This window comes from Allokutzneria multivorans (assembly GCF_039537405.1).
Taxonomy (GTDB): Bacteria; Actinomycetota; Actinomycetes; order Mycobacteriales; family Pseudonocardiaceae; genus Allokutzneria; species Allokutzneria multivorans.
The window spans coordinates 84,963-105,863 of record NZ_BAABAL010000026.1; the positions used below are offsets into that span (position 1 = coordinate 84,963).

Consider the following 20,901-nt stretch of genomic DNA (forward strand, 5'->3'; position numbering starts at 1 on the left):
AGATTGACGTGGAGCGAGCACGTAGGTTGAGCGGATGGAGGTCGACAGGTTGGCAACGCTGGTCGGGCAGGCGGGCGACGACGACCCGCTCAAGGCACTGCACGCCGCCGCCGAGATCCGGCACGAGGCCGAGCGCATCGAGGCCGTCCAGGTGCGGCGCGCCCGCACCAGGGGCCTGCCGTGGGCGCTGATCGCCGAGGCGCTCGGCGTGTCCAAACAGGCCGTGCACAAGAAGTACGGCGGCAGCCGCTTCACCAAACGCGGCTGACCACCGTCCTCTGTAGACACTCGCATCCCCCTCGGGCAAGGCCGCACTCCGCCCACCACGAAAGCCCCGTTTGGTGCGTCTAACGCACTGAACGACCCGTTCAGTGCGCTCAACGCACCAAACGGGTCGTTCAGGGCTTAAGGGGTGGGCGGTCAGCGGGCGTCCATCTGGCGCCAGATGGGGAAGACCAGGGGGCAGAGGGTGGCGCAGAGGTAGATGAGGCCGCCCGCCGCGAAGGTCAGGTGCACCTCCCAGGTCTCCACGGCCAGCCCGCCGAGCAGTGCGCCCAGCGGCATGCCGACGAGCGCGCACGCGCCGATCGCGCCGATCACGGTGCTGCGGATGTGCACGGGGATGCGGCCGTACTCCACCACGGCGAGCAGCGGGTTGATCGAGCCCGCGGCGAACCCGGCGACGGCGACCACCAACAGGATCGCGGGCAGGCCGGGGTCGACGGTGTAGATCAGCAGCCGCACGGGGCCGACCAGGATGAAGGCCGTGGTGAACAGCAGCCTGCGCTGGTGGATGCGGTGGCCGAGCCAGCCGTAGACGAGCGTTCCGGTCAGCGCGCACGCGCCGAAGACGCCGATGATCATGCCGAGCGCGACGCTGCTGTGCAGCACGTCGCGGGCGTAGGAGGGCATGAGCACGGTGATCGTGGCGCTGTCCAGCGCGTTGGTCACGGCGATCATCCCGGCGATGGCCGCGATCAGCCGGTCGGAGCGCAGGTACGCCAGGCCCTCGCGCAGCTCGGCGAAGTAGTGCCTGCGCTCGGGGCGCTCGGTGTCGAGACCGCGCACTCCGACGGCGATCACCATGGCGGAGAACAGGAACGTCACCGCGTCGAGCACCAGCACCTGCGGCGGCCCGGTGAGCGCGATCAGCGAACCGGCCAGCGGTCCGCCGAGCATCCTGGTCGCCCGGCCCGCGCCGTCGTAGCCGCTGGCCGCGCGCTCCATGGTGGTCCCGGCCAGCTCGGTCAGCCCGGGCAGCATGCTGTAGCGCGCGGTGTCACCGGGCGCGCGGCTGAGGCCGAGCACCATGGCCAGCACGACCAGCTGCCAGATCGGCAGGCCGTTCGCCGCGTGCAGCAACGGGATCAGCCCGACGGCGACGGCGGCGACGAGGTCGGAGGCCATGCTGACGCGCTTGGCGCCGAAGCGGCCGACGAGCGGCCCGCCCAGCACCGAGGACAGCACGAGGCCGACCGCTTCGATGGCCGCGACGAGGCCGGTCTGGGTGGCGCTGCCGGTGGTCTGGAGCACGAACCACGGGATGGCCATCAGGGTCATGGTCGTCCCGCACCCGGAGACCGCGTTCGCGACGAGCACCGAAGCGAGCGGCCCTCGCGCGCGCTCGGGTGCCCGCGCCGGGAACGACCCGACTCCTGCGCGCGGTAGCGGGGCGGGTTCGGCAAGGGTCAAGGCTGCTGCTCCTCGTGGCGGGTGCGGGGGAAGGCCTGCAACTGCACCCGGACCGCCTCATCGCCCTCGGCGCCCGCACGGCGGTAGCGCTCGACGACGGTGCCCAGCTCCTCGACGAGCCGGGCCAGCTCCGGTGCGGTGAGCCGCAGGTCCCAGTCGGACAGGGTCGCGGCGCACACCCATTCGCGGCGCCAGGACTCCACGGCGGCGACGAACGCGGCGGCGTGGCCGAAGTCGCGGTTGACCCCCTCGTGCATCAGCACCTGCAACGCGCCCGATGAGTCGGGGTCGTCCAGGAACCGCGCCGTGTCGAAAGCGGTCACCTCGTGACGGGCCCGCCACCACCGGTCGCGCCGGTTGCCGCGGTCGGGGTCCTCTTCGATGAACCCGTACTCGGCGAGCTGGCGCAGGTGCCAGCTGGTGCTGCCGGAGCTCTCGCCGAGAAGGGCGGCGAGCCCGGAGGCGGTCGCCGGGCCGTCCGCGCGGAGCAGCCCGAGGATGCGCAGGCGCAGCGGGTGCGCCAGGCCCCGGAGGCTGCGGGCGTCCAGTGGCTGCCCCCGCCGCGTGGAGTCGGTCGTTGTCGGCACGCGCGGAAAGGTAGTTCGCCAAGGAGCCTTTGCAATGCGTTCTTGGCAGATCAGTTACCGAAAGCGATCGGTAGTCGTAACCGAAGTAATCCGATCAGAGTAGTTGCGAACCCACCAGGCGAACCATGCTCACGTTTCGATTACGGAGAGCGGACGCGCGAACACGACCGAGTGGCCCAGTGCGCTGAGTCGTTCAGTGCGCAGAGCGCAACCGCCCCGGCCGACAGCGACCGGGGGCGGCGGGAACCTGTCTCAGGAGCCGGAGAGCGAGACCTCGCGCTGACGGGGCTCGGGCTTGGGCTTGACGGTGAACGACAGCGAGTAGACGCCGTCGACGACCAGCACGGCGGTCCAGATCATCGCCACGTCGGCCAGCGCCTCGGCCCGGCTCAGGTCCCAGTCGGCCAGCCACAGGCCCCCGGCGAGCAGGCTGACGCCCAGCGCCCACGACGCGACGTGCCGGAACCACCCGGAGCGCAGGTGCCGGGCGTGCGCGCGGCCGTGCTCGGGCTTGCGCACCGGCGGCGGGCCCCCGGCGAAGCGGTGGTTCATCCGCTGGTCGGCCCAGTTGATCATCTTGTGCCCCCACACCACGGAGATGCCGAGGTAGAGGGCGGCGACCGCGTGGTGGAACTCCGCCTTGCCGCCGACGGAGAGGTCGTAGCCGGCGACCGCGAGCAGGAACACGTCGGTGAGCGGGGTGCAGATCAGGAAGACGACGCCGAGCTTGGGCATCTTCAGGACGTAGCGCGAGAAGAGCCCCAGCGCGATGAACAACCAGAACCCGACCTCGGCTCCGATGATGGCCCAGTAGATCATGCGTTCTCCCCTGTTCCTGGTGACCCTGTTCCTGGTGACGTGAACACGCGCCCGAGCCGCGCGTCGACGGCGTCGACGACCCGCTCCGCGGTGATGTGCCCCGAGGCGAGCAACGCCTGCTGGGCCAAGCCTTCGGCGAAGGCGAGCAGGTGCAGCGCCTCGGCCTCGATGTCGAGCCCCGCCGGGATCTCCCCCGCCGCCTGCCCGCGCCGCAGCGCGTCGGTCATCTGCTCGACCCGGCGCAGCAGCGCGGTCTCGTAGACCTTGGCCAGCTGCGGGGTCGCCACGCCGCGCGCGCAGAAGGCCAGCCAGACCCGCACCTCGTCGGCGCGCTCGTCGTCCAGCGGCATCAGCTGCGACAGCGCCTCGCGCACCAGCGAGCGCGCGGGGACCTCGGCCAGGTCCCGGCCGCCGTCCTCCAGCCACCGGCGCAGGCGTTCGTCGAAGCGCTCGTCGATGGTGTGGAAGGCCAGCAGCAGCATCTCGTCCTTGGTGGCGAAGTAGTGCTGCACCAGTCCGACCGAGACCCCGGCCGCCGCGGCCACCTTGGCCACGCTGACCTCGTCCAGCCCGCGCTCGGCGGTGAGCCGCAGCAGGGCGTGCACCACCTGTGCGCGCCGGAGCTCGTGGTCGATCACCTTGGGCATGTTTTTACAATATGAACATATTGCAAAACGCGCAAGGAGGTCCTCCGGCGGTTGTCGGGGGGCGGTGGCAGGCTGTGCCGGGTGAGGACTCCCCTGGTGCTGCTCGACTCCGCGAGCCTGTGGTTCCGTGCCTTCTACGCGCTGCCCGAGTCGATGACGGCGCCGGACGGCACCCCGGTCAACGCCGTGCGCGGCTTCGCCGACATGATCGCCAAGATCATCACCGACCGGCGGCCGTCCCGGTTCGTCGCGTGCCTGGACGCCGACTGGCGGCCCGCGTTCCGCGTGGAGGCGCTGCCCTCCTACAAGGCGCACCGCGTCGCCGAAGCTGTGACATCGGGCCCAGGAGCCGACGCCGAGGAAGTGCCGGACACCCTCACCCCGCAGGTCCCGGTGATCCTGGAGCTGCTCGACGCGCTCGGCATCGCCACGGCCGAGGCGGCGGGCTACGAGGCCGACGACGTGATCGGCGCGCTGGCCACGGCCGAGGACCGCGATCCGGTCGAGGTGGTCACCGGCGACCGCGACCTCTTCCAGCTCGTGCGCGAGGAGCCGACCCCGGTGCGCGTCATGTACACCGGCAAGGGCATCGCCAAGGCCGAGTTCTTCGGCCCGGAGGAGCTGGCCGCGCGCTACGGCCTGCCGGTCGACCGCGCGGGCGCCGCGTACGCGGACATGGCGGCGCTGCGCGGAGATCCCTCCGACGGCCTGCCCGGCGTCGCGGGGATCGGCGAGAAGACCGCGGCGGGCCTGATCACCGCCGTGGGCTCGGTGGAGGACCTGCTCGCCGCGCTCGACGACCCGGCCGACACCCGCATCCCGACGCGCTCGCGCGGGAAGCTGGAGGCCGCCCGCGAGTACCTCGCCGTGGCGCCGAAGGTGGTCCGCGTCGCCGTGGACGCCCCGGTCAGCCTGGACCGCGACGACGTGCTGCCGAGCGCTCCGGTCGACCTGGACCGCGTGCGCGCGCTACAGGAGCAGTGGGGACTCAGCCGCTCGGTGGACCGCCTGGTGGCCGCGCTCGGCTAGCGCAACTGCCGAAAGGCATATTCAGCTCGGACACGATGTCGATACGCTGCCAGATCAAGGGGGTCGGCAGTCACTGCCGACGAGGTCCGAGAGGACCGATCGAAGCAGCACCACGCATCCTGGGGGACGCCATGCGCAGGATCTCGCTCGTTGTCATGAGCACCACCGTGCTGGCGGCGTTGGCCGCCTGCACGACCGCACCGCCGCCCGCACCACCCGCGCCTGCCAGCTCGGTCCCGACCACCACGGCGCCGCCCGCGCCCGCGAAGCTGGGCAGCGCCACCGAGTTCGTCACCGCCGTCAACGAAGGCATGAGGTCGAAGAAGACCGCCGCCATCACCGCCGAGCTGCAGAGCGGCGAGGGCATCACCCCGACGAAGGCCACCGGGCAGGTGCGCTTCGACGGCGACGACCGGGTGTCCACCTCGACGATCAGCGCCACCCCCGAGGGACGCGCGACGATCCTCCTGCTGGCCGGGGAGAACTTCATCCAGAGCCCGAACACCGCCAAGCAGAACCCGGACAAGCCCTGGAAGCGGCTCGCCCCGCCGGGCAAGTACGGCGAAACGAGTGCGGACCTGGTGCTGGCGACGACCGCCGCGGAGGAGACGCACCCGACGCTGCGGATCGACTGGCTCCGCACCTCCGGCACGCTGGAGGGGGCGGCTGAGGAGGTCGTGGACGGGGTGCCCACGATCCGGTACACGATCACCGTGGACCTCGCCAAGGTCCTCAAGAGCGTGGCCTCGGCCAACAACCTCCAGCTCAAGGCCCAGCTGGAGCACGACATCAACAGCGGCAAGACCAGCGTCAAGCACGAGGTGTGGGTGCAGGCGGGCAACGTCCCGCTGCGCTGGCGGACCACGGCGCCCGGGCCGGACAAGAAGCCGCTGTCCTCCACGACCACCTTCCAGGACTGGGGCAAGCCGGTCGAGCTCACCGCGCCGCCCGCGGACAAGACGATCACCGAGAAGCGCTGAGGTACCAACGAAAGCGGCCCGCCTTCACCGGAGGCGGGCCGCTTTCTCGTACCGGCTAGGTGGGCGGCAGGGTGACCGTCGCACGGAAACCGGGGCAGTCGTCTTCTCCGTGGTGGGCGCAGTCGCGGAGGTGGCGGAGGTAGTCGCGGGCCTCCTCCAACCGAACGATCTTGGCGTCCACGGCCTCGATGGCCCTGGTGATCACGCCGTGCCAGGTCACCGCGTCACGCCCAGCGGTGAGCAGTTCGCGGATCTGGTCGATGCCGAACAACGCCGTGTCCCGCCAGCGCTTGACGACCGCGATCCGGTACAGCTGCTCCACGTCGTAGCAGCGCCGGTTGGCACGGCGGTGCGAACTGAGCAGGCCCTCGTGCTCCCAGAAGCGCAACGTGGACAGCGGCAGGCCGAAGTGCTCCGCGGCTCTGCTGATCGAAGTCGCGGTGATCGAGATCTGGTCCATGGCGACAGTTGACCTCAACCACGCTTCAACAGGCAAGGTGAGCCTTACCTAAAAACGAGCGTGAGGTGTCGAGCATGACCACCGTCCTGGTGATGGGCGCGACCGGGAAGGTCGGCCGCCACGTGGTCGTCCAGCTGCGCGAGCGAGGGCATCACGTGCGCGCGGTGTCCCGGTCGAGCCCGGATCGCTTCGACTGGGCGGACAGGGACACCTGGCGACCCGCACTGTCCACTGTGGACACGATATACCTCAACGTGTGGGGCGTGGTCGGAGTCGCGGACCCCTCGGAGTTCACCGAGCTGGCGGCGCGGTCGGGGGTGCGGCGGATCGTGGCGTTGTCGGGGCGGGGCGACGGCGGCGAGGACTTCCTGCTGAACACCCCGTACGGCCCCTGGGCCAAGGCCGTCGTCGACGGCGAGCGGGCCGCCCAGGACAGCGGCGTGGAGTGGACGATCGTGCGACCGTGCTGGTTCGCGCAGACCTTCGAGGAGGACCCGAAACTGTCCGCCGTGCGCGACGGTGAGGTGCTGATCCCCGTCGGCGAGGGCACCGTGCCGTTCGTGGACGCCGTCGACATCGCCTCGGTTGCCGTCGCCGCGCTCACCGAGGACGGCCACCAGGACCAGGTCTACGAGCTGTCCGGACCGAGGGCGATGACCTTCGCCGAGGCGGTGGCCGAGATCGCGACGGCCACCGGCCGGGAGATCGAGTACGTGCCGGTGGACGTGCCCGAGTACGTGCGGCACCTGATGGACCGGGGCTACGACCGGGACTCGGCGCGGACGCACGCGGGCCCGTTCCAGTGGTTGCATCGCGGGAACACCGGATTCCTCAGCGACGGGGTGCTGCGAGCCACCGGACACGAGCCACGGGACTTCGCCGACTACGCCCGCCGAGCGGCGGCCACCGGAGTGTGGTCGCCCTCGGGTGTCAGAAGAAGGTCCCGGAGTGGGGCGAGCGGGCGGTGCTGAAGAGCCGGTCGGCCCGCTCCAGCGCGGCGGGCTCGTGCGGGACGAGCTTGCCCGTGGCGGCCAACTGCGACGCGGGCAGGTCGCCGAGGAAGAGCATGGCCAGCGCGTCCACCGGCAGCTCCAGGTCGGCGGGCGCGTCGGTGCGCTCCACGCCGTCCTTGCCGACGCGGTAGCGCCCGGAGTTCTCCGGCAGGAACCTGTCGTGCACCTCAAGGACCACCGGCTCGGCCACGCCGTAGGTCCGCGCGGCCAGCGCCGTCGGCACGTCGACCAGCCGCAGCCAGGTCTCGTCCTCCAGGTTCGCGGTCCGGCAGTCGCCCCGGTTCGGCAGGATCAGCTCGACGGGCTCGTCCAACGGTCTCAGCCACGCCCGCACGCTGCGGACCAGATCGGCACCCAGCAGGAAGCGCCACAGGCCGAGCACGACACCGAGCGAGACCCCGTGCATGTCGAACACGTCGATGCGGCGGTCCTGGCGGTCCGGCGCGGCGTCCACCATGGTGGTCTCGTAGAGCGCGTACCCGTCGTCGCCATCCGGTCCACTGTGGACGATGGCGATGATGCGCTCCTTCAACGCGAGCCTGCGCTCCAGCTGCATCAGCCACCAGCCGCGCGGACGGCTCATCATCCCGGGCCGGTGCAGGCCGATCCGCTCGTAGATCCTGGGCAGCTCGGTGGCCAGCTCCTCGGTGTCCAGGATCCGGACCTCGCCGACGCCGGGCAGCGGCGGCACCGGGCGCCCCCTGCTCGCCTCCACCTCCACCGTGCGGCCCCGGCAGGCGACGCCGTAGCCGAAGCGGCCGTAGATCACCGACTCGGACGCGTGCAGCGAGGCCAACGGCTCGCCCAGCTCGCGGATCTGCCGCAGCTGCGCGCGCATCAGCTCGGTCAGCACGCCGCGCCGCGTGTGGTCGGCGCGCACGCCCACCCGGCTCACGGCGGCCAGCGGCAGCACCGCGCCGCCGGGCACGGCCATGGTCGAGGGGAAGGACTGGGCGCTGCCCACGATCCGGCCCGCGCGGAAGGCGCCGAAACAGCGCTGCGTCGGATAACCCCGCGAGCCCAGCTCCCACGACTCGTCGGAGGCGGGGGCGTTGTGCATGCTGCCGAGGAACACCGTGTGCGCGGCGCGCGTCTCGGACTCCTCCAGCAGGCGGATCTGGTAGTCGCTCACGCGGCGATCCTCTCCAGAAAAGGCGAACGGGGCGACCGGATATCCGATCGCCCCGCGCCTGTCAGCTCTGCCGTGCTACTTGGGGTAGCCGACCTCGTAGCGGCCCTCCGCGGTCTTCACCGTGATCGGGATGGCCTTGTCCTTGCCGTCGATCTTGGCCTTGCACTCGAAGGTGGCGTTGAGCGCGACCTTCTGGCCTGCCGGGCAGGTGACCGATTCGGTCTTGGTCTGGCCGTAGCGCTCGGTGAGCATCTTCTTCACGTCGTTCTGCATCGCCGTGTTGTCGAAGACCTTGCTCACGAAGAAGCCCGGGGTGATGAACCCGGTGACGCCGACGGCCGCCAGCACCACGATCGCCACGATGCCGATGATCAGCGGCATCTTGGACTTCTTCTTCTCCGGCTGCGCGCCGTAGGGGTTCTGGCCGAACTGCCCCTGCTGGCCGGGCTGCTGGCCCTGCTGGCCGGGGTAGCCCTGCTGGCCGGCCTGCTGCTGCCCCGGGTACTGACCGGGCTGCTGCTGACCGGGCTGGCCGGGCTGCTGGCCGAACTGGCCGGGCTGGCCCTGCTGGCCGGGCTGCTGCTGGTAGCCGGGCGGCGGGTAGCCACCGGGCTGCTGCGGCTGCCCGAACTGTCCGGGCTGGCCCGGCTGCTGGCCGAACTGGCCCTGGTTCGGGTCGTACGGGGGCTGCTGGCCTGGCTGCTGGGGGAAACCACCGGACGGGGTGCCCTGCTGGCCGTACCCCCCGCCGTAGGGCTGCTGACCCCACTGCTGCTGGTTGGGGTCGTTCCCTCCGGGCGGGCCGTAGGGGCTGGTCATTCTCTGTTCGCCTCCGGAATCGAGGTCGCGCCATGGACGACTTCGCGCGCCCGGCACTGCTGGTGGTGGTACGTCTGGTCGGCTGAGCGTCGCTGCGCGCGATCCAACCACAGCTTCGGCCGTCTTTCGCAGCGGACCGGCGAATTGGCGCGCATTGGTGTCCCCTGACCGCTCACAACGTGCCCATCGCCACCACGCCGCGCCGCAGGGAGCTGGCCGCCTTGGCTGCGGTCGCGCCGACCGGATCGGCCCGGCCGACGACGTCCCTGACCTGGTCGAGCAGGTCGATCACCTGGCGGCACCACCGGACGAAGTCACCGGCGGAGAGCTCCTGGCCGTTGACCTCCGCGGCGGTGAGCACCTTCTCCAGCGACTCGCCCCTGGCCCAGCGGAAGATCGGCCAGGCGAAGCCGATGTCGGGCTCCCTGGTGCGGTTCTGCAGCCGGAACCGGCGCTCGTCGTCCTCCAGGTCGACCCACAGCCGCACGGTCGCGGCCAGCGCCTCGGTGACGGGGCCCGCGGGCACCCTCGGCGCGCCGAGCGGGTCCCGCCGCGCCTCGAAGACCAGCGCGGAGATGACCGCGGCCAGCTCGGGGGCGTCCAGTCCGCGCCACACGCCGTGCCGCAGGCACTCCGCAGCGAGCAGGTCGCACTCGCTGTAGAGCCGGGTCAGCCTGCGGCCGTGCTCGGTGACCTGCTCGTCCTGGCCCTCGCCGTCGAGGTAGCCGCGCTCGCGCAGCAGCGCCCTGATCCGGTCGAAGGCCCGCGCCAGCGAGTGCGTCGTCCCGGCGACCTTGCGCTCCAGCTGCTCGGTCTCGGCCTCCAGGCGCGAGTACCGCTCGCCCCAGCGGGCGTGGTCCTCGCGCTTGTCGCAGCCGTGGCAGGGGTGCGCGCGCAGGGCCCTGCGCAGCGCCGCCAGCTCGCCGTCCTCGTCGACGCCGGAGCGCTTGCGCCCGCCGCGCGCCGGCACGCTGATCCCGCTGGCGCGCAGCGTGGAGGCGAGGTCGCGGCGGGACTTGGGCGAGCGCACGTCGACCTGCTTGGGCAGCCGCACCTGGCCGAGCGGCTCGACCGGGCCGGGGAAGTCGGCGGCGGAGAGCCGTCCCGCCCAGCGGTCCTCGTTGACCACCAGCGGCCGGGTCTCGCCGCGCTGGTCCAGCCCGGGGTCGATGACGATGGCCAGCCCGCTGCGCCGCCCGGTCGGCACGGCGATCACGTCACCCTTGTGCAACCGCTCCAGCGAGGTCTCCACCTCGGCGCGCTTGGCCGAGCTGTTCTGCTTGGCCAGCGCCTTCTCCCTGGTGGAGATCTGCTTGCGCAGGCCCGCGTACTCGCCGAAGTCGCCGAGGTGGCAGGCCATCGACTCGGAGTAGCCCGCCAGCGCCTCGCGGTTGCGCTCGATCTTGCGCGCGACGCCCACCACCGAGCGGTCGGCCTGGAACTGCGCGAAGGACTGCTCCAGCATCTCCCTGGACTGCACGACGCCCAGGCGCTGCACCAGGTTCACGGCCATGTTGTAGGCGGGCCGGAAGGACGAGCGCAGCGGGTAGGTGCGGGTGGAGGCCAGGCCGCCGACCTGCTTGGGGTCGATGCCCGGCTGCCACACCACGACCGCGTGGCCCTCGATGTCGATGCCCCGCCGTCCCGCGCGCCCGGTGAGCTGCGTGTACTCCCCCGGCGTGAGGTCCACGTGGGCCTCGCCGTTGTACTTCACCAGCTTCTCCAGCACCACCGTGCGCGCGGGCATGTTGATGCCCAGCGCCAGTGTCTCGGTGGCGAAGACCGCCTTGCACAGGCCGCGGACGAACAGCTCCTCCACGGTCTCCTTGAACGCGGGCAGCATCCCGGCGTGGTGGGCGGCCACGCCGCGCTCCAGCGCCTCGCGCCACTCCCAGAAGCCGAGCACCGTCAGGTCGCCCTCGGGCAGGTCTGCGGTCTTCTCCTTGATGATCTCGCGGATCTGCTCGACCTCGGACTCCACCGTCAGCCGCACCCCGGCACGCAGGCACTGGCGGACCGAGTCGTCGCAGCCCGCGCGGCTGAAGATGAACAGGATCGCGGGTAGCAGCCCGGCCCCGTCCAGCCGCTGCACGACGTCGGGGCGCGACGGCGGGCGGTAGCGCTGACCGCGCCCACCTCCGCGCGGCCCGCGCGCCCGGGAGAACGGGGTGTAGTGCCGGTCCAGCTCGCCGACCTGACGGGCCAGCTCCGGGTTGATCCGCGTGTCACCGGAGTTCGCCGCGTCCTCGGCCGCGAACAGGTCGTACATCCGGTTGCCCACCAGCATGTGCTGCCACAGCGGCACCGGGCGGACCTCGTCGACGACGATGGTGGTGTCCCCGCGCACGGTCTTGAGCCACTCGCCGAACTCCTCGGCGTTGCTGACCGTGGCCGACAGGCTGACCAGCCGCACGTGGTCGGGGAGGCTGAGGATGACCTCCTCCCACACCGCGCCGCGGAAGCGGTCGGCGAGGTAGTGCACCTCGTCCATCACCACGTAGCCCAGGTTGTCCACAGTGGACGAACCCGCGTAGATCATGTTGCGCAGCACCTCGGTGGTCATCACCACCACGGGCGCGCCGCCGTTGACGGAGGTGTCCCCGGTCAGCAGGCCGACGTTCTCCGCGCCGTAGCGGGCGACCAGGTCGGCGTGCTTCTGGTTGGACAGCGCCTTGATCGGCGTGGTGTAGAAGCACTTGCGGCCCTCGCCGAGCGCCATGTGCACGGCGAACTCGCCGACGACCGTCTTGCCCGCGCCGGTCGGCGCGCACACGAGCACGCCGTGGCCGTCCTCCAGCGCCTCGCAGGAGGAGCGCTGGAACGGGTCGAGCTCGAAGGAGACCAACTGCTCGAAGTCGGCGAGCCGGGGGAAGGCGGCACGCCGCTTCGCCGCCGAGTAGGCCGCTGCTGGAGGAGGACCAGACGGGGAGGAGCCGCTTGCTGACACCCGACCAGGTTGTCACACACCCCCGACAGCGCGGCGGCGACAGCCGCAACGCCGCGCAAACTTGATCATTCCGGCACCAGCACGCGCAGCGCCCCGGGCACCGAGGTCACGGTCAGCGGCAGCTCCGCCTGGCGCTCGCCGTCCGCGTAGGCCACCCAGTCGTTGTCCCCGCCCAGCCGCACCGACCGCGCGCGCAGCGTCAGCACCTCGGGCAGCTCGACGTGCCTGCCGGAACGCAGGCGGGGCAGCATCTTCACCATCAGCGCGCGCGGGGCGGCCGTGACCACCGTCAGATCGAACAGCCCGTCACCGGCGTCCGCGTCCGGGCAGACGGGGATTCCGCCGCCGTAGCAACGGGTGTTGCCGACAGCGACGAGCGTGGCGTCGAGTTCTAGGCGCTCGTGCTCGGTCTCCACGACGAGCGGTCGAGCGCGCAGGTGCGCCAGCTCAGCCAGGATCGCCAGGTCGTAGCGCTTGGGCCCGCGCGGCCAGCGCATCCGGTTGGCACGCTCGTTGACCGCCGAGTCGAAACCCGCGCAGAGCACCGTGGCGAACCACGCGCCGCCCTCGACCCGCCCCAGGTCCAAGCGCCCCCACGAGCCACTGACCAGCGCGGACGCGAAGGCGTCCGCCGCAGCCAGCGAGGTCTTCGGCCAGCCCAGCGCCGTGGCCAGGTCGTTGCCCGTGCCCGCCGGGATCACCGCGAACGCCGTCGCCGACTCCGCGCAGGCCTGCAAGCCCGCATGCGCGGCCCCGTCACCGCCGAGCATCGCCAGAACGTCCACACCGGACTCCACCGCGCGGTGGGCCAGCTCGATCGCGTGCTCACCGCTGCGCGCGACGGACTGCACGAGTTCTCCGACAGCGGGCCTGATCCGCGAGGCGACGCTCCCGGCGACCCGGGCCGCCGCGCCAGCCCCAGAAGCGGGGCTGACGACTAAGGCGACCTTCGGCCCGCTGCTCACGTGGCGTCGTCGTACCGGTTGCGCGGAAGCTCCGCAGAAGCAACGGGCTCCGGCGTCGCGGTCTCCGGCGCACTCGGGGTGAGGTCCAGCGGCGCGGCCTCGTCCGGCGAGATGTTCGCCCACTTCGAGGTCTCGTCCCGCTTGGCCTTGCGCTTGTCGTGCACGCGGCACAGCTGCAACGCGAACTCGAAGAGCACCGTCAGCGCGAGCGCCAGCACCACCATGCCGACCGGGTCGGTGCCCGGTGTGGCGACGGCCGCGAAGACGAAGAGGCCGAAGATGATGCCCCGGCGCCACTTCTTCAGCTTCTCGTAGCTGACCACGCCGATCCGGTTGAGCATCACGATGATCAACGGCATCTCGAAGCTGACGCCGAACACGATCAGCATCGTCAGCACGAAGCTCACGTAGGACGATCCGCTGAGCGCCGTCACGTAGAACTGCCCCGCGAAGCCGACCAGCACCGACAGCCCCGCCGGGATCACCACGTAGGCGAGGATGGTGCCGACGATGAACAGGAAGCTCGCGGAGAAGACGAAGATCCGCGCGAACTTGCGTTCCCTGGCGTACAGGCCCGGGGTGATGAACGCCCACAGCTGGTACAGCCACACCGGGCTGACCAGCGCGGCACCCGCGCCGAGTCCGACCTTCATCCGGATGATGAACGCCTCGAAGGGCTGCTGCTGGATCAGCACGCACTGGTCACTGGGGAAGCGCTGCGCGGCGGGAATCCCGCAGTAGGGCTCCCTGAGCAGCGTCTCCAGCGCGGGCAGGGGACCGATCTTGGTCTCGAACCAGATCCAGCCGATGACGCCGCCGACGGTGAGCGCCAGCGAGATGATCGCGACCCGGTGCTTCAGCTCACGGAGGTGCTCCAGCAGCGTCATGGTGCCGTCGGGATTGTGCTTCCGGCTCCACGGCTTGCGCTTGCGCCCGCTCGGGATCAGGCGGCGCAGCGGATTGCTCGCCACCTCGTGGTCCCGGCCTCTCTCAGCGGTTGTCGGTGCGCGGCTGCTGCTCCAGCGGCGGCGCCACCTGCGGGGCGGGCTGCTGCTGGACCGGCTGCGCCGGGGGCAGCGGGGCGGGCTGCTGGTACTGCTGCTGCGGCGCCTGCTGGGCGGGGGCCTGCTCCTCGGCCTGGCCGTCCTTGTTCATGGCCTTGGTCTCGGCCTTGAAGATGCGCATCGACTGCCCGATGGATCGCGCCATCGTCGGCAGCTTGGCAGCGCCGAAGAGCAGCACCACCACGAGCGCGATGATGATGATCTCGAAGCCTCCGAGATTGGGCACGGTGTCCTCCTCGTCTCCCCCGCTAGATACTACGTGCGAGGGAGTCGTCGCTGTCGTTGCTCGTCTTGTCGGACCTGCGCTCCGCGATGGCCACCTTCAGGGCGGCGGTCCGGGCGCGGAGCAGGCCGGCGCGGTCGTCCACGTGCCCGCCGACGGCCGCCGCCGCCGCGCCGAAGCGGCTCAGCGAGCGGAAGACCCGGACCGCGACGAACAGCAGGACCACCAGTCCGGCGAGGACCAGCAGCAGGCTCAGCAGGTACGGCACTGGCACACCGTAACCGTCACGAGCCCCGGAGAGAACACCGGTCCTACCCGGTTGGCCCAAGGTTCGTCCCAGGTTGTCCGGCCTGCCGGAATTCTCCAGCTGATCTTCACCAGCACCTCACACGCGGGCCTGCGCGGCGGCCGCCCTGCGCAGCGCGGTGGCGGCCCGCTCGGCCACCAGGCGGGCCAGCGAGGCGGGTTCCTCCACGCTCACGCGACCGCCCTGACCGAGCAGCAGGCGCACCATCCACGACTCGTCGCCGTAGCGCATCACGACCCGCATCCGCCCGTCCGGCAGGTCGGCGACCTCCTCGACGGGGTAGTACTCCGCGATCCAGCGCGCGTCCGGGTCGAGCAGCAGCACCGCCGTCCCCTGGCCGTCCCTGGCGCGGAACACGCCTTCGGAGAGGTCGGTGGGCCGGGCGTGCGGCGGCGGTGCGGCGCGCTCCGTCAGCGCGGTCACCTCGTCGACGCGGTCCAGCCGGAACAGCCGGACACCTTCGGCCCGGCGGCACCACGCCTCCAGGTAGCTGCGCCCGTCCACCAGCAGCAGCCGCATCGGGTCGACGACGCGCTCGGTGATCTCGTCGCGGGAGACCGTGTAGTAGCGGATGCGGATCGCCACGCCCCGGTGCAGCGCCTCCTGGATCGGCTCGCGCATCTCCGCCGTTGCCTGGTTCTCCCGCCCGGCGAGGCCGACCGCGACCCCGGCGGGCTTGGCGTTGCCCACCGCCGACTCGACCTTGGCCAGTGCCCGCTGCACCGCGTCGGTGTCGGCGACGCCCGGGGTCTCCCCCACCGCGCGCAGGGCCACCAGCAGCGCGGTCGCCTCCTCGGCGGTCAGCCGCAGCGGACGCCGCATGCCCGCGTCGAAGGCGACGGTGATGGTCTCGCCCTCGAAGGAGATGTCGATCAGGTCGCCCGGCCCGTAGCCCGGCAGCCCGCACATCCACAGCAGCTCCAGGTCGCGCCGCAGCTGCTTCTCGGTGACGCCGAAGTCGGCCGCCGCGTCCGCGACGAGGATGCCCGGCCTGGCCAGCAGGTACGGCACCAGCGCCAGCAGCCTCGGCAGCCGGTTCTGCGCGGAGTCCACTACACCGCTCCCTTCGCGAACCCGGACATCAGCATCTGGACGTGCGCGCGCAGCGAGTCCGGCTCCAGCACCACCACGTCGGGGCCGTACCCGGCGAGCCAGCTGGCCGCCGAGTCCGGGTAGATCAGGTCGATCTCCACGACCTCGCCCGGTTCGCCGTCCAGTGCCAGGTCCTCGATCGGCTTGGCCCGCCTGCGCAGCCCCTGCGCCCGGCCGGCCGCCACCCACACCCGCGCGGTGGACGAGGCGGGCGGGGCGTCGTTCTGCTTGGCCACCATGCCCAGCAGGTCCACCTCCGGCGGGCGGTGCACCACGCCGTCCTTGCCGCTCGCGCGGACCGCTCCGACGATCCGGGACAGCCGGAAGCAGCGCGGCGCCTCCCGCATCCGGTCCTGGCCGACCAGGTACCACCGGCCGCGCCAGGACACCACGCCCCAGGGCTCCACCGTGCGGCGGGCCGGTCGCGGCGAGGACTGCTTGCGGTAGTCGAACTCCACCACGCGACCCCGGTTCACCGCCGTGAGCAGCGGCGCGAACGCGGGCTCCGAGGTGCGGACCTTGGGCTCGACGACGGCGGGGGCGTCCGGGTCCACCTCCACCCCGGCCGCGCGCAGCTTGATCAACGCCCCGTGCGCGGCCCCGGTCAGGTCGGGGGAGTCCCACAGCCGCACGGCCAGCGCCACCGCGGCGGCCTCGTCCGGCTCCAGGTCGATCTCGCCCAGCTCGTAGTCGCGGCGCGCGATCCGGTAGCCGTCCACGGCGTCGAACACGGAGTTGCGCCCGGTCTCCAGCGGGATGCCCAGATCGCGCAGTTCCGCCTTGTCCCGCTCGAACATGCGGAAGAACGCGTCGTCGCTGGGCGCGTCGGTGTAGCCGGGGACGATCCCCCTGATCCGTTCAGCGGTGAGGTACTGGCGCGTGGCCAGCAGGCACAGCACCAGGTTCACCAGGCGTTCGGCACGTACGGTCGGCACCCGCGAACCTTAGCCCCTCATCACCCTACGTGTGTCGAACACCTGTGCTAACGATCTCCGCCCCAGGTCCGGCCGCCCGCGCTCGCCCGGTAGAGGTCGCGCAGCGTGGCCACCTCGGCCCCGTGGTGCACCACCTCCCGGTTGATGTGCAGCACGAGCGCGGCGAACGGCAGGTGCCCGTACGGCCCCTCCTGGGGCCCGCAGGGCCTGGCCAGAGCCTCCTCGTCGAGCGCGGCGACCCCGCGCGACCACGCCAGGTAGCCCTCGTCCAGGTACTCCAGCGCGGCCGAGGCACTCCCCGGCCAGGTGATCGTGTCCATGCTGAACGAGCCGTCGCCGAAGTGGTTGGACGCCCGCATCGCGAGCACGACGCTGCCGATGTGCGCCAGCCGCCAGGCGATCGTGGTGAACGGCGGCGGCTCCGGCGCGGGGAAGGCCCAGTCGCAGGTCATCCGCCCGTCCGGCCCCGGTCGCACCGACCAGCACCCCGGCACCGGCTCCCAGAAGAACTCCTCGTCGGTCAACCCGTCGAGCCTGGGCCGGAACATGGTCGTCCAGTACCAGTCGAGCTGTTCGTGCAGCTGGTCGTGCCACGTGGTTCCCATGATCTGAGCGTATGGTCGATTCCCGACAGGGCTGTGACGGGAATCGGGATGACCTACGAACAGGTGCACCTGGGTGCTCCGCTGGTCGAGCGGCAGCACCGGCTGATCGAGGAGCTGCGCGCGAGCGCCGCCCAGCGGCTCTCCGGCGAGACCCTGGCCGCCCGCCTCGGCGTCAGCGTGCGCACGGTCGAGCGCGACGTGGCGCGCCTGGTCGGTGCCGGTGTGCCCATCAGCGTCCGCCGAGGCCCGTGTGGCGGCTACGCCTTCACCACCCGCCACACCGTCGCCCCGGTGCCCCTCACCCCCGGCGAGATCGCCGCCCTCGTCGCGGCCGTCGTCGCCGTCGGTCCGTACTCCTCCGCCACCGCCCGCGCGGCCCTGGACAAGCTCCTGGCCGCCCTCACCTGACCCAGCTCCTTCCCACGCGGAGAAGGGCGCCGCGCGGGAGCGCGGCGCCCTTTCGGAACGCGGTTCTAGAGGGAGGCGATGAGGCGTTCGACGCGTTCGTCGACCGCGCGGAAGGGGTCCTTGCAGAGCACGGTCCGCTGGGCCTGGTCGTTGAGCTTGAGGTGCACCCAGTCGACGGTGAAGTCGCGGCCCGCCTCCTGCGCGGCGGCGATGAAGTCCCCGCGCAGCTTGGCCCGCGTGGTCTGCGGGGGCGTGTCCTTGGCGGCCTCGATCTCGCTGTCGTCGGTCACCCGCAGCACCTGGTCCTTGCGCTGCAACAGGTCGAAGATGCCGCGCCCGCGCCGGATGTCGTGGTAGGCCAGGTCCAGCTGCGCGACGCGGGGGCTGGAGAGCTCCATGTCGTGCTTGGCCCGGTACCGCTCGATCAGCCGGTGCTTGATCGCCCAGTCGATCTCGCGGTCGATCAGCGTCAGGTCCTGGCGCTCCACCGCGTCCAGCGTGCGGCCCCACAGCTCGATGACCTTGTCGGCCATCGGGTCGGGCTGCCGCTGGGCGACGTGCTCGACCGCCTTGCTGTAGTACTCCCGCTGGATGTCCAGCGCGGAGGCCTCGCGCCCGCCCGCCAGCCGCACCAGGCGGGTGCCGGTGAGGTCGTGGCTGATCTCGCGGATGGCCCGTATCGGGTTGTCCAGGGTGAAGTCCTTGAACTGCACCCCCGCCTCGATCATCTCCAGCACGAGGTTCGCGCTGCCCACCTTGAGCAGCGTGGTCACCTCGGACATGTTCGAGTCGCCGACGATCACGTGCAGGCGCCGGTAGCGCTCGGCGTCGGCGTGCGGCTCGTCGCGGGTGTTGATGATCGGGCGCGAGCGCGTGGTGGCGCTGGAGACGCCCTCCCAGATGTGCTCGGCCCGCTGAGACAGGCAGTAGACCGCGCCGCGCGGGGTCTGCAGGACCTTGCCCGCGCCGCAGATCAGCTGCCGCGTCACCAGGAACGGCAGCAGCACGTCCGCGATCCTGGAGAACTCCCCGGCGCGCGCCACGAGGTAGTTCTCGTGACAGCCGTAGGAGTTGCCCGCGGAGTCGGTGTTGTTCTTGAACAGGAAGATGTCCCCGCCGATGCCCTCGTCGGCCAGGCGCCGCTCGGCGTCGATGAGCAGGTCCTCCAGGATCCGCTCCCCCGCCTTGTCGTGGGTGACCAGCTGGGCCAGGTCGTCGCACTCGGCCGTGGCGTACTCCGGATGCGAACCCACATCCAGGTACAGCCGGGAGCCGTTGCGCAGGAACACGTTGGACGATCTGCCCCAGGACACCACACGACGGAAGAGGTAGCGCGCCACCTCATCCGGCGAGAGCCTGCGCTGCCCGTGGAAGGTGCAGGTCACCCCGAACTCAGTCTCGATGCCGAAGATCCGCCGCTGCATCTCTCCACAGTAGGGGGTCTTCGGGCGATCACCTGTGCGCCGATCGGGGAATGAAGATCCGCGTGTCCCAAACGTCATCACCACGGCACACAACCGGGGCCGGTGTGCGCGCACATGTGACATTGCATAGCGTCGTGGTGTGATCGAGAAGCTGCACGCGGCCACAGAAGCCGTCATCGAGCTCGACCAGGCACTGGTCCGGCGCAGTGCGAGCCTGCCGCGCAGCAAGGCCGACCGCGCGCTGAAGTCGCTGTCCCGGGCCGCCAACCACGGCGTGCTCTGGTTCGCCGTCGCGGGCCTGCTCGCCGTCCGCAAGGGACCGACCCGTCGAGCCGCCGCGCGGGGTGTCGTGGCGATCGCGGGCACCAGTCCCACCGTCAACCTGGCGATGAAGCTGCTGCTGCCGCGCAGGCGCCCGGCCGCCGAGCTGATGCCGCCGAGGCGCAGGCTCTCCAGCCCGCCGACCTCCTCCTCCTTCCCCTCCGGCCACGCCGCCTCCGCCGCCGCGTTCACCACCGCGGTCGCCATGGAGTCGCCGCTGGTCGGCGCCGCGATCGCGCCGCTGGCCGCCGCCGTGGCGTACTCGCGGGTGCACACCGGCGTGCACTGGGGCAGCGACGTGGTCGCGGGCGCCGCCGTCGGCACGGGCATCGCGCTGGCGACCCGCCGCTGGTGGCCGGTGCACCCGGACGAGCCCGCCGAGGTCCGCCCCGACGTGGAGGCCGCCGCGCTAGACGAGGGCAGGGGCCTGCTCGTGCTGGTCAACCCGAACTCCGGGATCGACGGCGAGGACCCCTCGGAGCAGGTGCGCAGCGTCTGGCCGAACGCGCGGATCGTCAACCCGAAGGAGGGGATGGACCTCATCGAGCAGATCGACAAGGAGATCTCCGACTCCGTCGACGAGGTCAAGGCGCTCGGCGTCGCGGGCGGGGACGGCTCGGTCGCCGCGATGGCCTCGGTGGCCGCGCGCAAGAAGCTGCCGCTCGCGGTGATCCCGGCGGGCACGCTCAACCACTTCGCCCGCGACATCGGCGTCGAGGGCATCCTCGACGTCGACGACGCGGTGCGCGAGGGCCACGCGGTCGGCGTCGACCTGGCCACGGTGAAGGTCGACGGCCAGCCCAAGCGCTGGTTCATCAACACCGCCAGCCTCGGCGGCTACCCGGACATGGTGTCGCTGCGCGAGAAGTGGCAGGGCAAGTGGGGCAAGTGGCCCGCGGCGGCCGTCGCGCTGGTCCGCGTGCTGCACCAGGCCCAGCCGCTGGAGGTGCGGATCAACGGCAAGAAGCACAAGGTGTGGCTGCTCTTCGTCGGCAACGGCCCCTACCGGCCGCGCGGGTTCGCGCCCACGCGCAGGCCGCGCCTGGACGACGGCCTGCTGGACATCCGCTACGTCCGCGCCGACATCAAGTGGTCGCGGATGCGGTTCGTGGCCTCCGCGCTGGCCGGGGCGCTGCACCGCAGCCGCACCTACGTGCAGCAGGAGCGGCCGAACCTGGTGGTCGAGGTGCTCGGCCCGGCCGTGGCCATCGCCACCGACGGCGAGGTCGGCCCGGAGGGCAACCGGTTCCGCTTCGCCGCGCACGAGGCGGCGCTGCACGCCTACCGCGAGGAGCACGGCCGCAACAACCTCACCTGAGGTACTCGTGCGGCGGCGTGAGCACCGGTGAACCCGGCCGCGCCGCCGCACCCCCCGTTCAGTGGATTGCGGCCGGGCGTTCACGTGTTCGCAGGGTGATGTTCGGCCGAGACG

General features: G+C 71.6%; 22 protein-coding genes. 6 read left to right on the forward strand and 16 right to left on the reverse strand.

The window, feature by feature from the left end:
- Positions 1-34 precede the first annotated feature (34 nt).
- Positions 35-268: a hypothetical protein gene (locus ABD798_RS34645; RefSeq protein WP_344884931.1), complete on the forward strand. Its 234-nt coding sequence runs from the start codon at positions 35-37 to the stop codon at positions 266-268.
- 152 nt (positions 269-420) lie between these two features.
- Here the strand turns inward: ABD798_RS34645 and ABD798_RS34650 are convergent, their stop codons facing one another.
- The 4 genes from ABD798_RS34650 to ABD798_RS34665 form a co-directional block, all read right to left on the reverse strand.
- Positions 421-1,692: an MFS transporter gene (locus ABD798_RS34650; RefSeq protein WP_344884934.1), complete on the reverse strand. Its 1,272-nt coding sequence runs from the start codon at positions 1,690-1,692 to the stop codon at positions 421-423.
- Complete coding sequence (locus tag ABD798_RS34655; protein WP_344884937.1) at positions 1,689-2,279, reverse strand: helix-turn-helix domain-containing protein; 591 nt, start codon at positions 2,277-2,279, stop codon at positions 1,689-1,691. The genes ABD798_RS34650 and ABD798_RS34655 overlap by 4 nt, the downstream gene beginning before the upstream one ends.
- 252 nt (positions 2,280-2,531) lie before the next feature.
- A complete protein-coding gene (locus ABD798_RS34660; RefSeq protein ID WP_344884940.1) occupies positions 2,532-3,098 on the reverse strand; it encodes a hypothetical protein in 567 nt (188 codons plus the stop codon).
- Positions 3,095-3,745: a TetR family transcriptional regulator C-terminal domain-containing protein gene (locus ABD798_RS34665; RefSeq protein WP_344884943.1), complete on the reverse strand. Its 651-nt coding sequence runs from the start codon at positions 3,743-3,745 to the stop codon at positions 3,095-3,097. The genes ABD798_RS34660 and ABD798_RS34665 overlap by 4 nt, the downstream gene beginning before the upstream one ends.
- Before the next feature lie 81 nt (positions 3,746-3,826).
- Here ABD798_RS34665 and ABD798_RS34670 point away from each other — a divergent pair, with 81 nt between their 5' ends.
- Positions 3,827-4,774, forward strand: a complete 948-nt coding sequence (locus ABD798_RS34670; protein ID WP_344884946.1) for a 5'-3' exonuclease — start codon at positions 3,827-3,829, stop codon at positions 4,772-4,774.
- A 131-nt stretch (positions 4,775-4,905) separates the two neighbouring features.
- Positions 4,906-5,754 carry an SCO4651 family lipoprotein gene (locus ABD798_RS34675; protein ID WP_344884949.1) on the forward strand — a complete coding sequence of 283 codons (849 nt, stop codon included), beginning with the start codon at positions 4,906-4,908 and terminating at the stop codon, positions 5,752-5,754.
- 55 nt (positions 5,755-5,809) lie between these two features.
- On the opposite strand, the gene ABD798_RS34680 is transcribed toward ABD798_RS34675, so the two are convergent.
- A complete protein-coding gene (locus ABD798_RS34680) occupies positions 5,810-6,214 on the reverse strand; it encodes a MerR family transcriptional regulator (RefSeq protein WP_344884952.1) in 405 nt (134 codons plus the stop codon).
- Between the two features lie 74 nt (positions 6,215-6,288).
- Between ABD798_RS34680 and ABD798_RS34685 the strand changes: the two genes are divergently transcribed.
- Entirely contained in the window at positions 6,289-7,185 is an 897-nt protein-coding gene (locus tag ABD798_RS34685) for an NAD(P)H-binding protein (protein ID WP_344884956.1), read from the forward strand.
- On the opposite strand, the gene ABD798_RS34690 is transcribed toward ABD798_RS34685, so the two are convergent.
- The 10 genes from ABD798_RS34690 to ABD798_RS34735 all read right to left on the reverse strand — a co-directional run bounded on the left by ABD798_RS34690 (position 7,145) and on the right by ABD798_RS34735 (position 17,316).
- On the reverse strand, positions 7,145-8,359 hold the full coding sequence (locus tag ABD798_RS34690; RefSeq protein ID WP_344884959.1) for a GNAT family N-acetyltransferase: 1,215 nt from the start codon (positions 8,357-8,359) through the stop codon (positions 7,145-7,147). The two genes, ABD798_RS34685 and ABD798_RS34690, sit on opposite strands and share 41 nt — an antisense overlap.
- Positions 8,360-8,434: 75 nt before the next feature.
- Positions 8,435-9,178, reverse strand: a complete 744-nt coding sequence (locus tag ABD798_RS34695; protein ID WP_344884962.1) for a DUF4333 domain-containing protein — start codon at positions 9,176-9,178, stop codon at positions 8,435-8,437.
- A 172-nt stretch (positions 9,179-9,350) separates the two neighbouring features.
- Positions 9,351-12,125 (reverse strand): DEAD/DEAH box helicase, encoded by a 2,775-nt coding sequence (locus ABD798_RS34700; protein WP_344884965.1) that lies wholly within the window; start codon positions 12,123-12,125, stop codon positions 9,351-9,353.
- 65 nt (positions 12,126-12,190) lie between these two features.
- The gene (locus tag ABD798_RS34705; protein ID WP_344884968.1) at positions 12,191-13,090 is read right to left on the reverse strand and encodes a diacylglycerol kinase family protein; all 900 of its coding nucleotides are present in this window, start codon (positions 13,088-13,090) and stop codon (positions 12,191-12,193) included.
- On the reverse strand, positions 13,087-14,061 hold the full coding sequence (gene tatC / locus ABD798_RS34710; RefSeq protein WP_344884971.1) for a twin-arginine translocase subunit TatC: 975 nt from the start codon (positions 14,059-14,061) through the stop codon (positions 13,087-13,089). Before tatC ends, ABD798_RS34705 begins: the two co-directional genes overlap by 4 nt.
- A 19-nt stretch (positions 14,062-14,080) precedes the next feature.
- Complete coding sequence (gene tatA, locus ABD798_RS34715) at positions 14,081-14,380, reverse strand: Sec-independent protein translocase subunit TatA (RefSeq protein WP_344884974.1); 300 nt, start codon at positions 14,378-14,380, stop codon at positions 14,081-14,083.
- Between the two features lie 22 nt (positions 14,381-14,402).
- Positions 14,403-14,645, reverse strand: a complete 243-nt coding sequence (locus ABD798_RS34720; protein WP_344884977.1) for a bacteriophage holin — start codon at positions 14,643-14,645, stop codon at positions 14,403-14,405.
- A 117-nt stretch (positions 14,646-14,762) separates the two neighbouring features.
- The gene (locus ABD798_RS34725) at positions 14,763-15,737 is read right to left on the reverse strand and encodes a helix-turn-helix transcriptional regulator (protein WP_344884980.1); all 975 of its coding nucleotides are present in this window, start codon (positions 15,735-15,737) and stop codon (positions 14,763-14,765) included.
- Entirely contained in the window at positions 15,737-16,711 is a 975-nt protein-coding gene (locus ABD798_RS34730) for a helix-turn-helix transcriptional regulator (protein WP_344884983.1), read from the reverse strand. The genes ABD798_RS34725 and ABD798_RS34730 overlap by 1 nt, the downstream gene beginning before the upstream one ends.
- Positions 16,712-16,758: 47 nt before the next feature.
- Complete coding sequence (locus ABD798_RS34735) at positions 16,759-17,316, reverse strand: DinB family protein (protein ID WP_344884986.1); 558 nt, start codon at positions 17,314-17,316, stop codon at positions 16,759-16,761.
- 48 nt (positions 17,317-17,364) lie between these two features.
- On the opposite strand from ABD798_RS34735, the gene ABD798_RS34740 reads away from it, so the two are divergent.
- A complete protein-coding gene (locus ABD798_RS34740) occupies positions 17,365-17,724 on the forward strand; it encodes a helix-turn-helix transcriptional regulator (RefSeq protein WP_344884989.1) in 360 nt (119 codons plus the stop codon).
- Positions 17,725-17,789: 65 nt separating this feature from the next.
- Here the strand turns inward: ABD798_RS34740 and pafA are convergent, their stop codons facing one another.
- Positions 17,790-19,148, reverse strand: coding sequence for a Pup--protein ligase (gene pafA, locus ABD798_RS34745; protein WP_344884992.1), 1,359 nt, complete (start codon positions 19,146-19,148; stop codon positions 17,790-17,792).
- 139 nt (positions 19,149-19,287) lie between these two features.
- Here pafA and ABD798_RS34750 point away from each other — a divergent pair, with 139 nt between their 5' ends.
- Positions 19,288-20,787 (forward strand): bifunctional phosphatase PAP2/diacylglycerol kinase family protein, encoded by a 1,500-nt coding sequence (locus ABD798_RS34750; protein ID WP_344884995.1) that lies wholly within the window; start codon positions 19,288-19,290, stop codon positions 20,785-20,787.
- Positions 20,788-20,901 lie beyond the last annotated feature (114 nt).

Bases quoted from the DNA above. Each gene is read 5' to 3' on its own strand.
- ABD798_RS34665 (WP_344884943.1), bottom strand. From the start codon at position 3,745: ATGCCCAAGGTGATCGACCACGAGCTCCGGCGCGCACAGGTGGTGCAC.
- ABD798_RS34645 (WP_344884931.1), top strand. From the start codon at position 35: ATGGAGGTCGACAGGTTGGCAACGCTGGTCGGGCAGGCGGGCGACGAC.
- ABD798_RS34680 (WP_344884952.1), bottom strand. From the start codon at position 6,214: ATGGACCAGATCTCGATCACCGCGACTTCGATCAGCAGAGCCGCGGAG.
- ABD798_RS34735 (WP_344884986.1), bottom strand. From the start codon at position 17,316: ATGGGAACCACGTGGCACGACCAGCTGCACGAACAGCTCGACTGGTAC.
- pafA (WP_344884992.1), bottom strand. From the start codon at position 19,148: ATGCAGCGGCGGATCTTCGGCATCGAGACTGAGTTCGGGGTGACCTGC.
- ABD798_RS34695 (WP_344884962.1), bottom strand. From the start codon at position 9,178: ATGACCAGCCCCTACGGCCCGCCCGGAGGGAACGACCCCAACCAGCAG.
- ABD798_RS34660 (WP_344884940.1), bottom strand. From the start codon at position 3,098: ATGATCTACTGGGCCATCATCGGAGCCGAGGTCGGGTTCTGGTTGTTC.
- ABD798_RS34685 (WP_344884956.1), top strand. From the start codon at position 6,289: ATGACCACCGTCCTGGTGATGGGCGCGACCGGGAAGGTCGGCCGCCAC.
- ABD798_RS34675 (WP_344884949.1), top strand. From the start codon at position 4,906: ATGCGCAGGATCTCGCTCGTTGTCATGAGCACCACCGTGCTGGCGGCG.
- ABD798_RS34740 (WP_344884989.1), top strand. From the start codon at position 17,365: ATGACCTACGAACAGGTGCACCTGGGTGCTCCGCTGGTCGAGCGGCAG.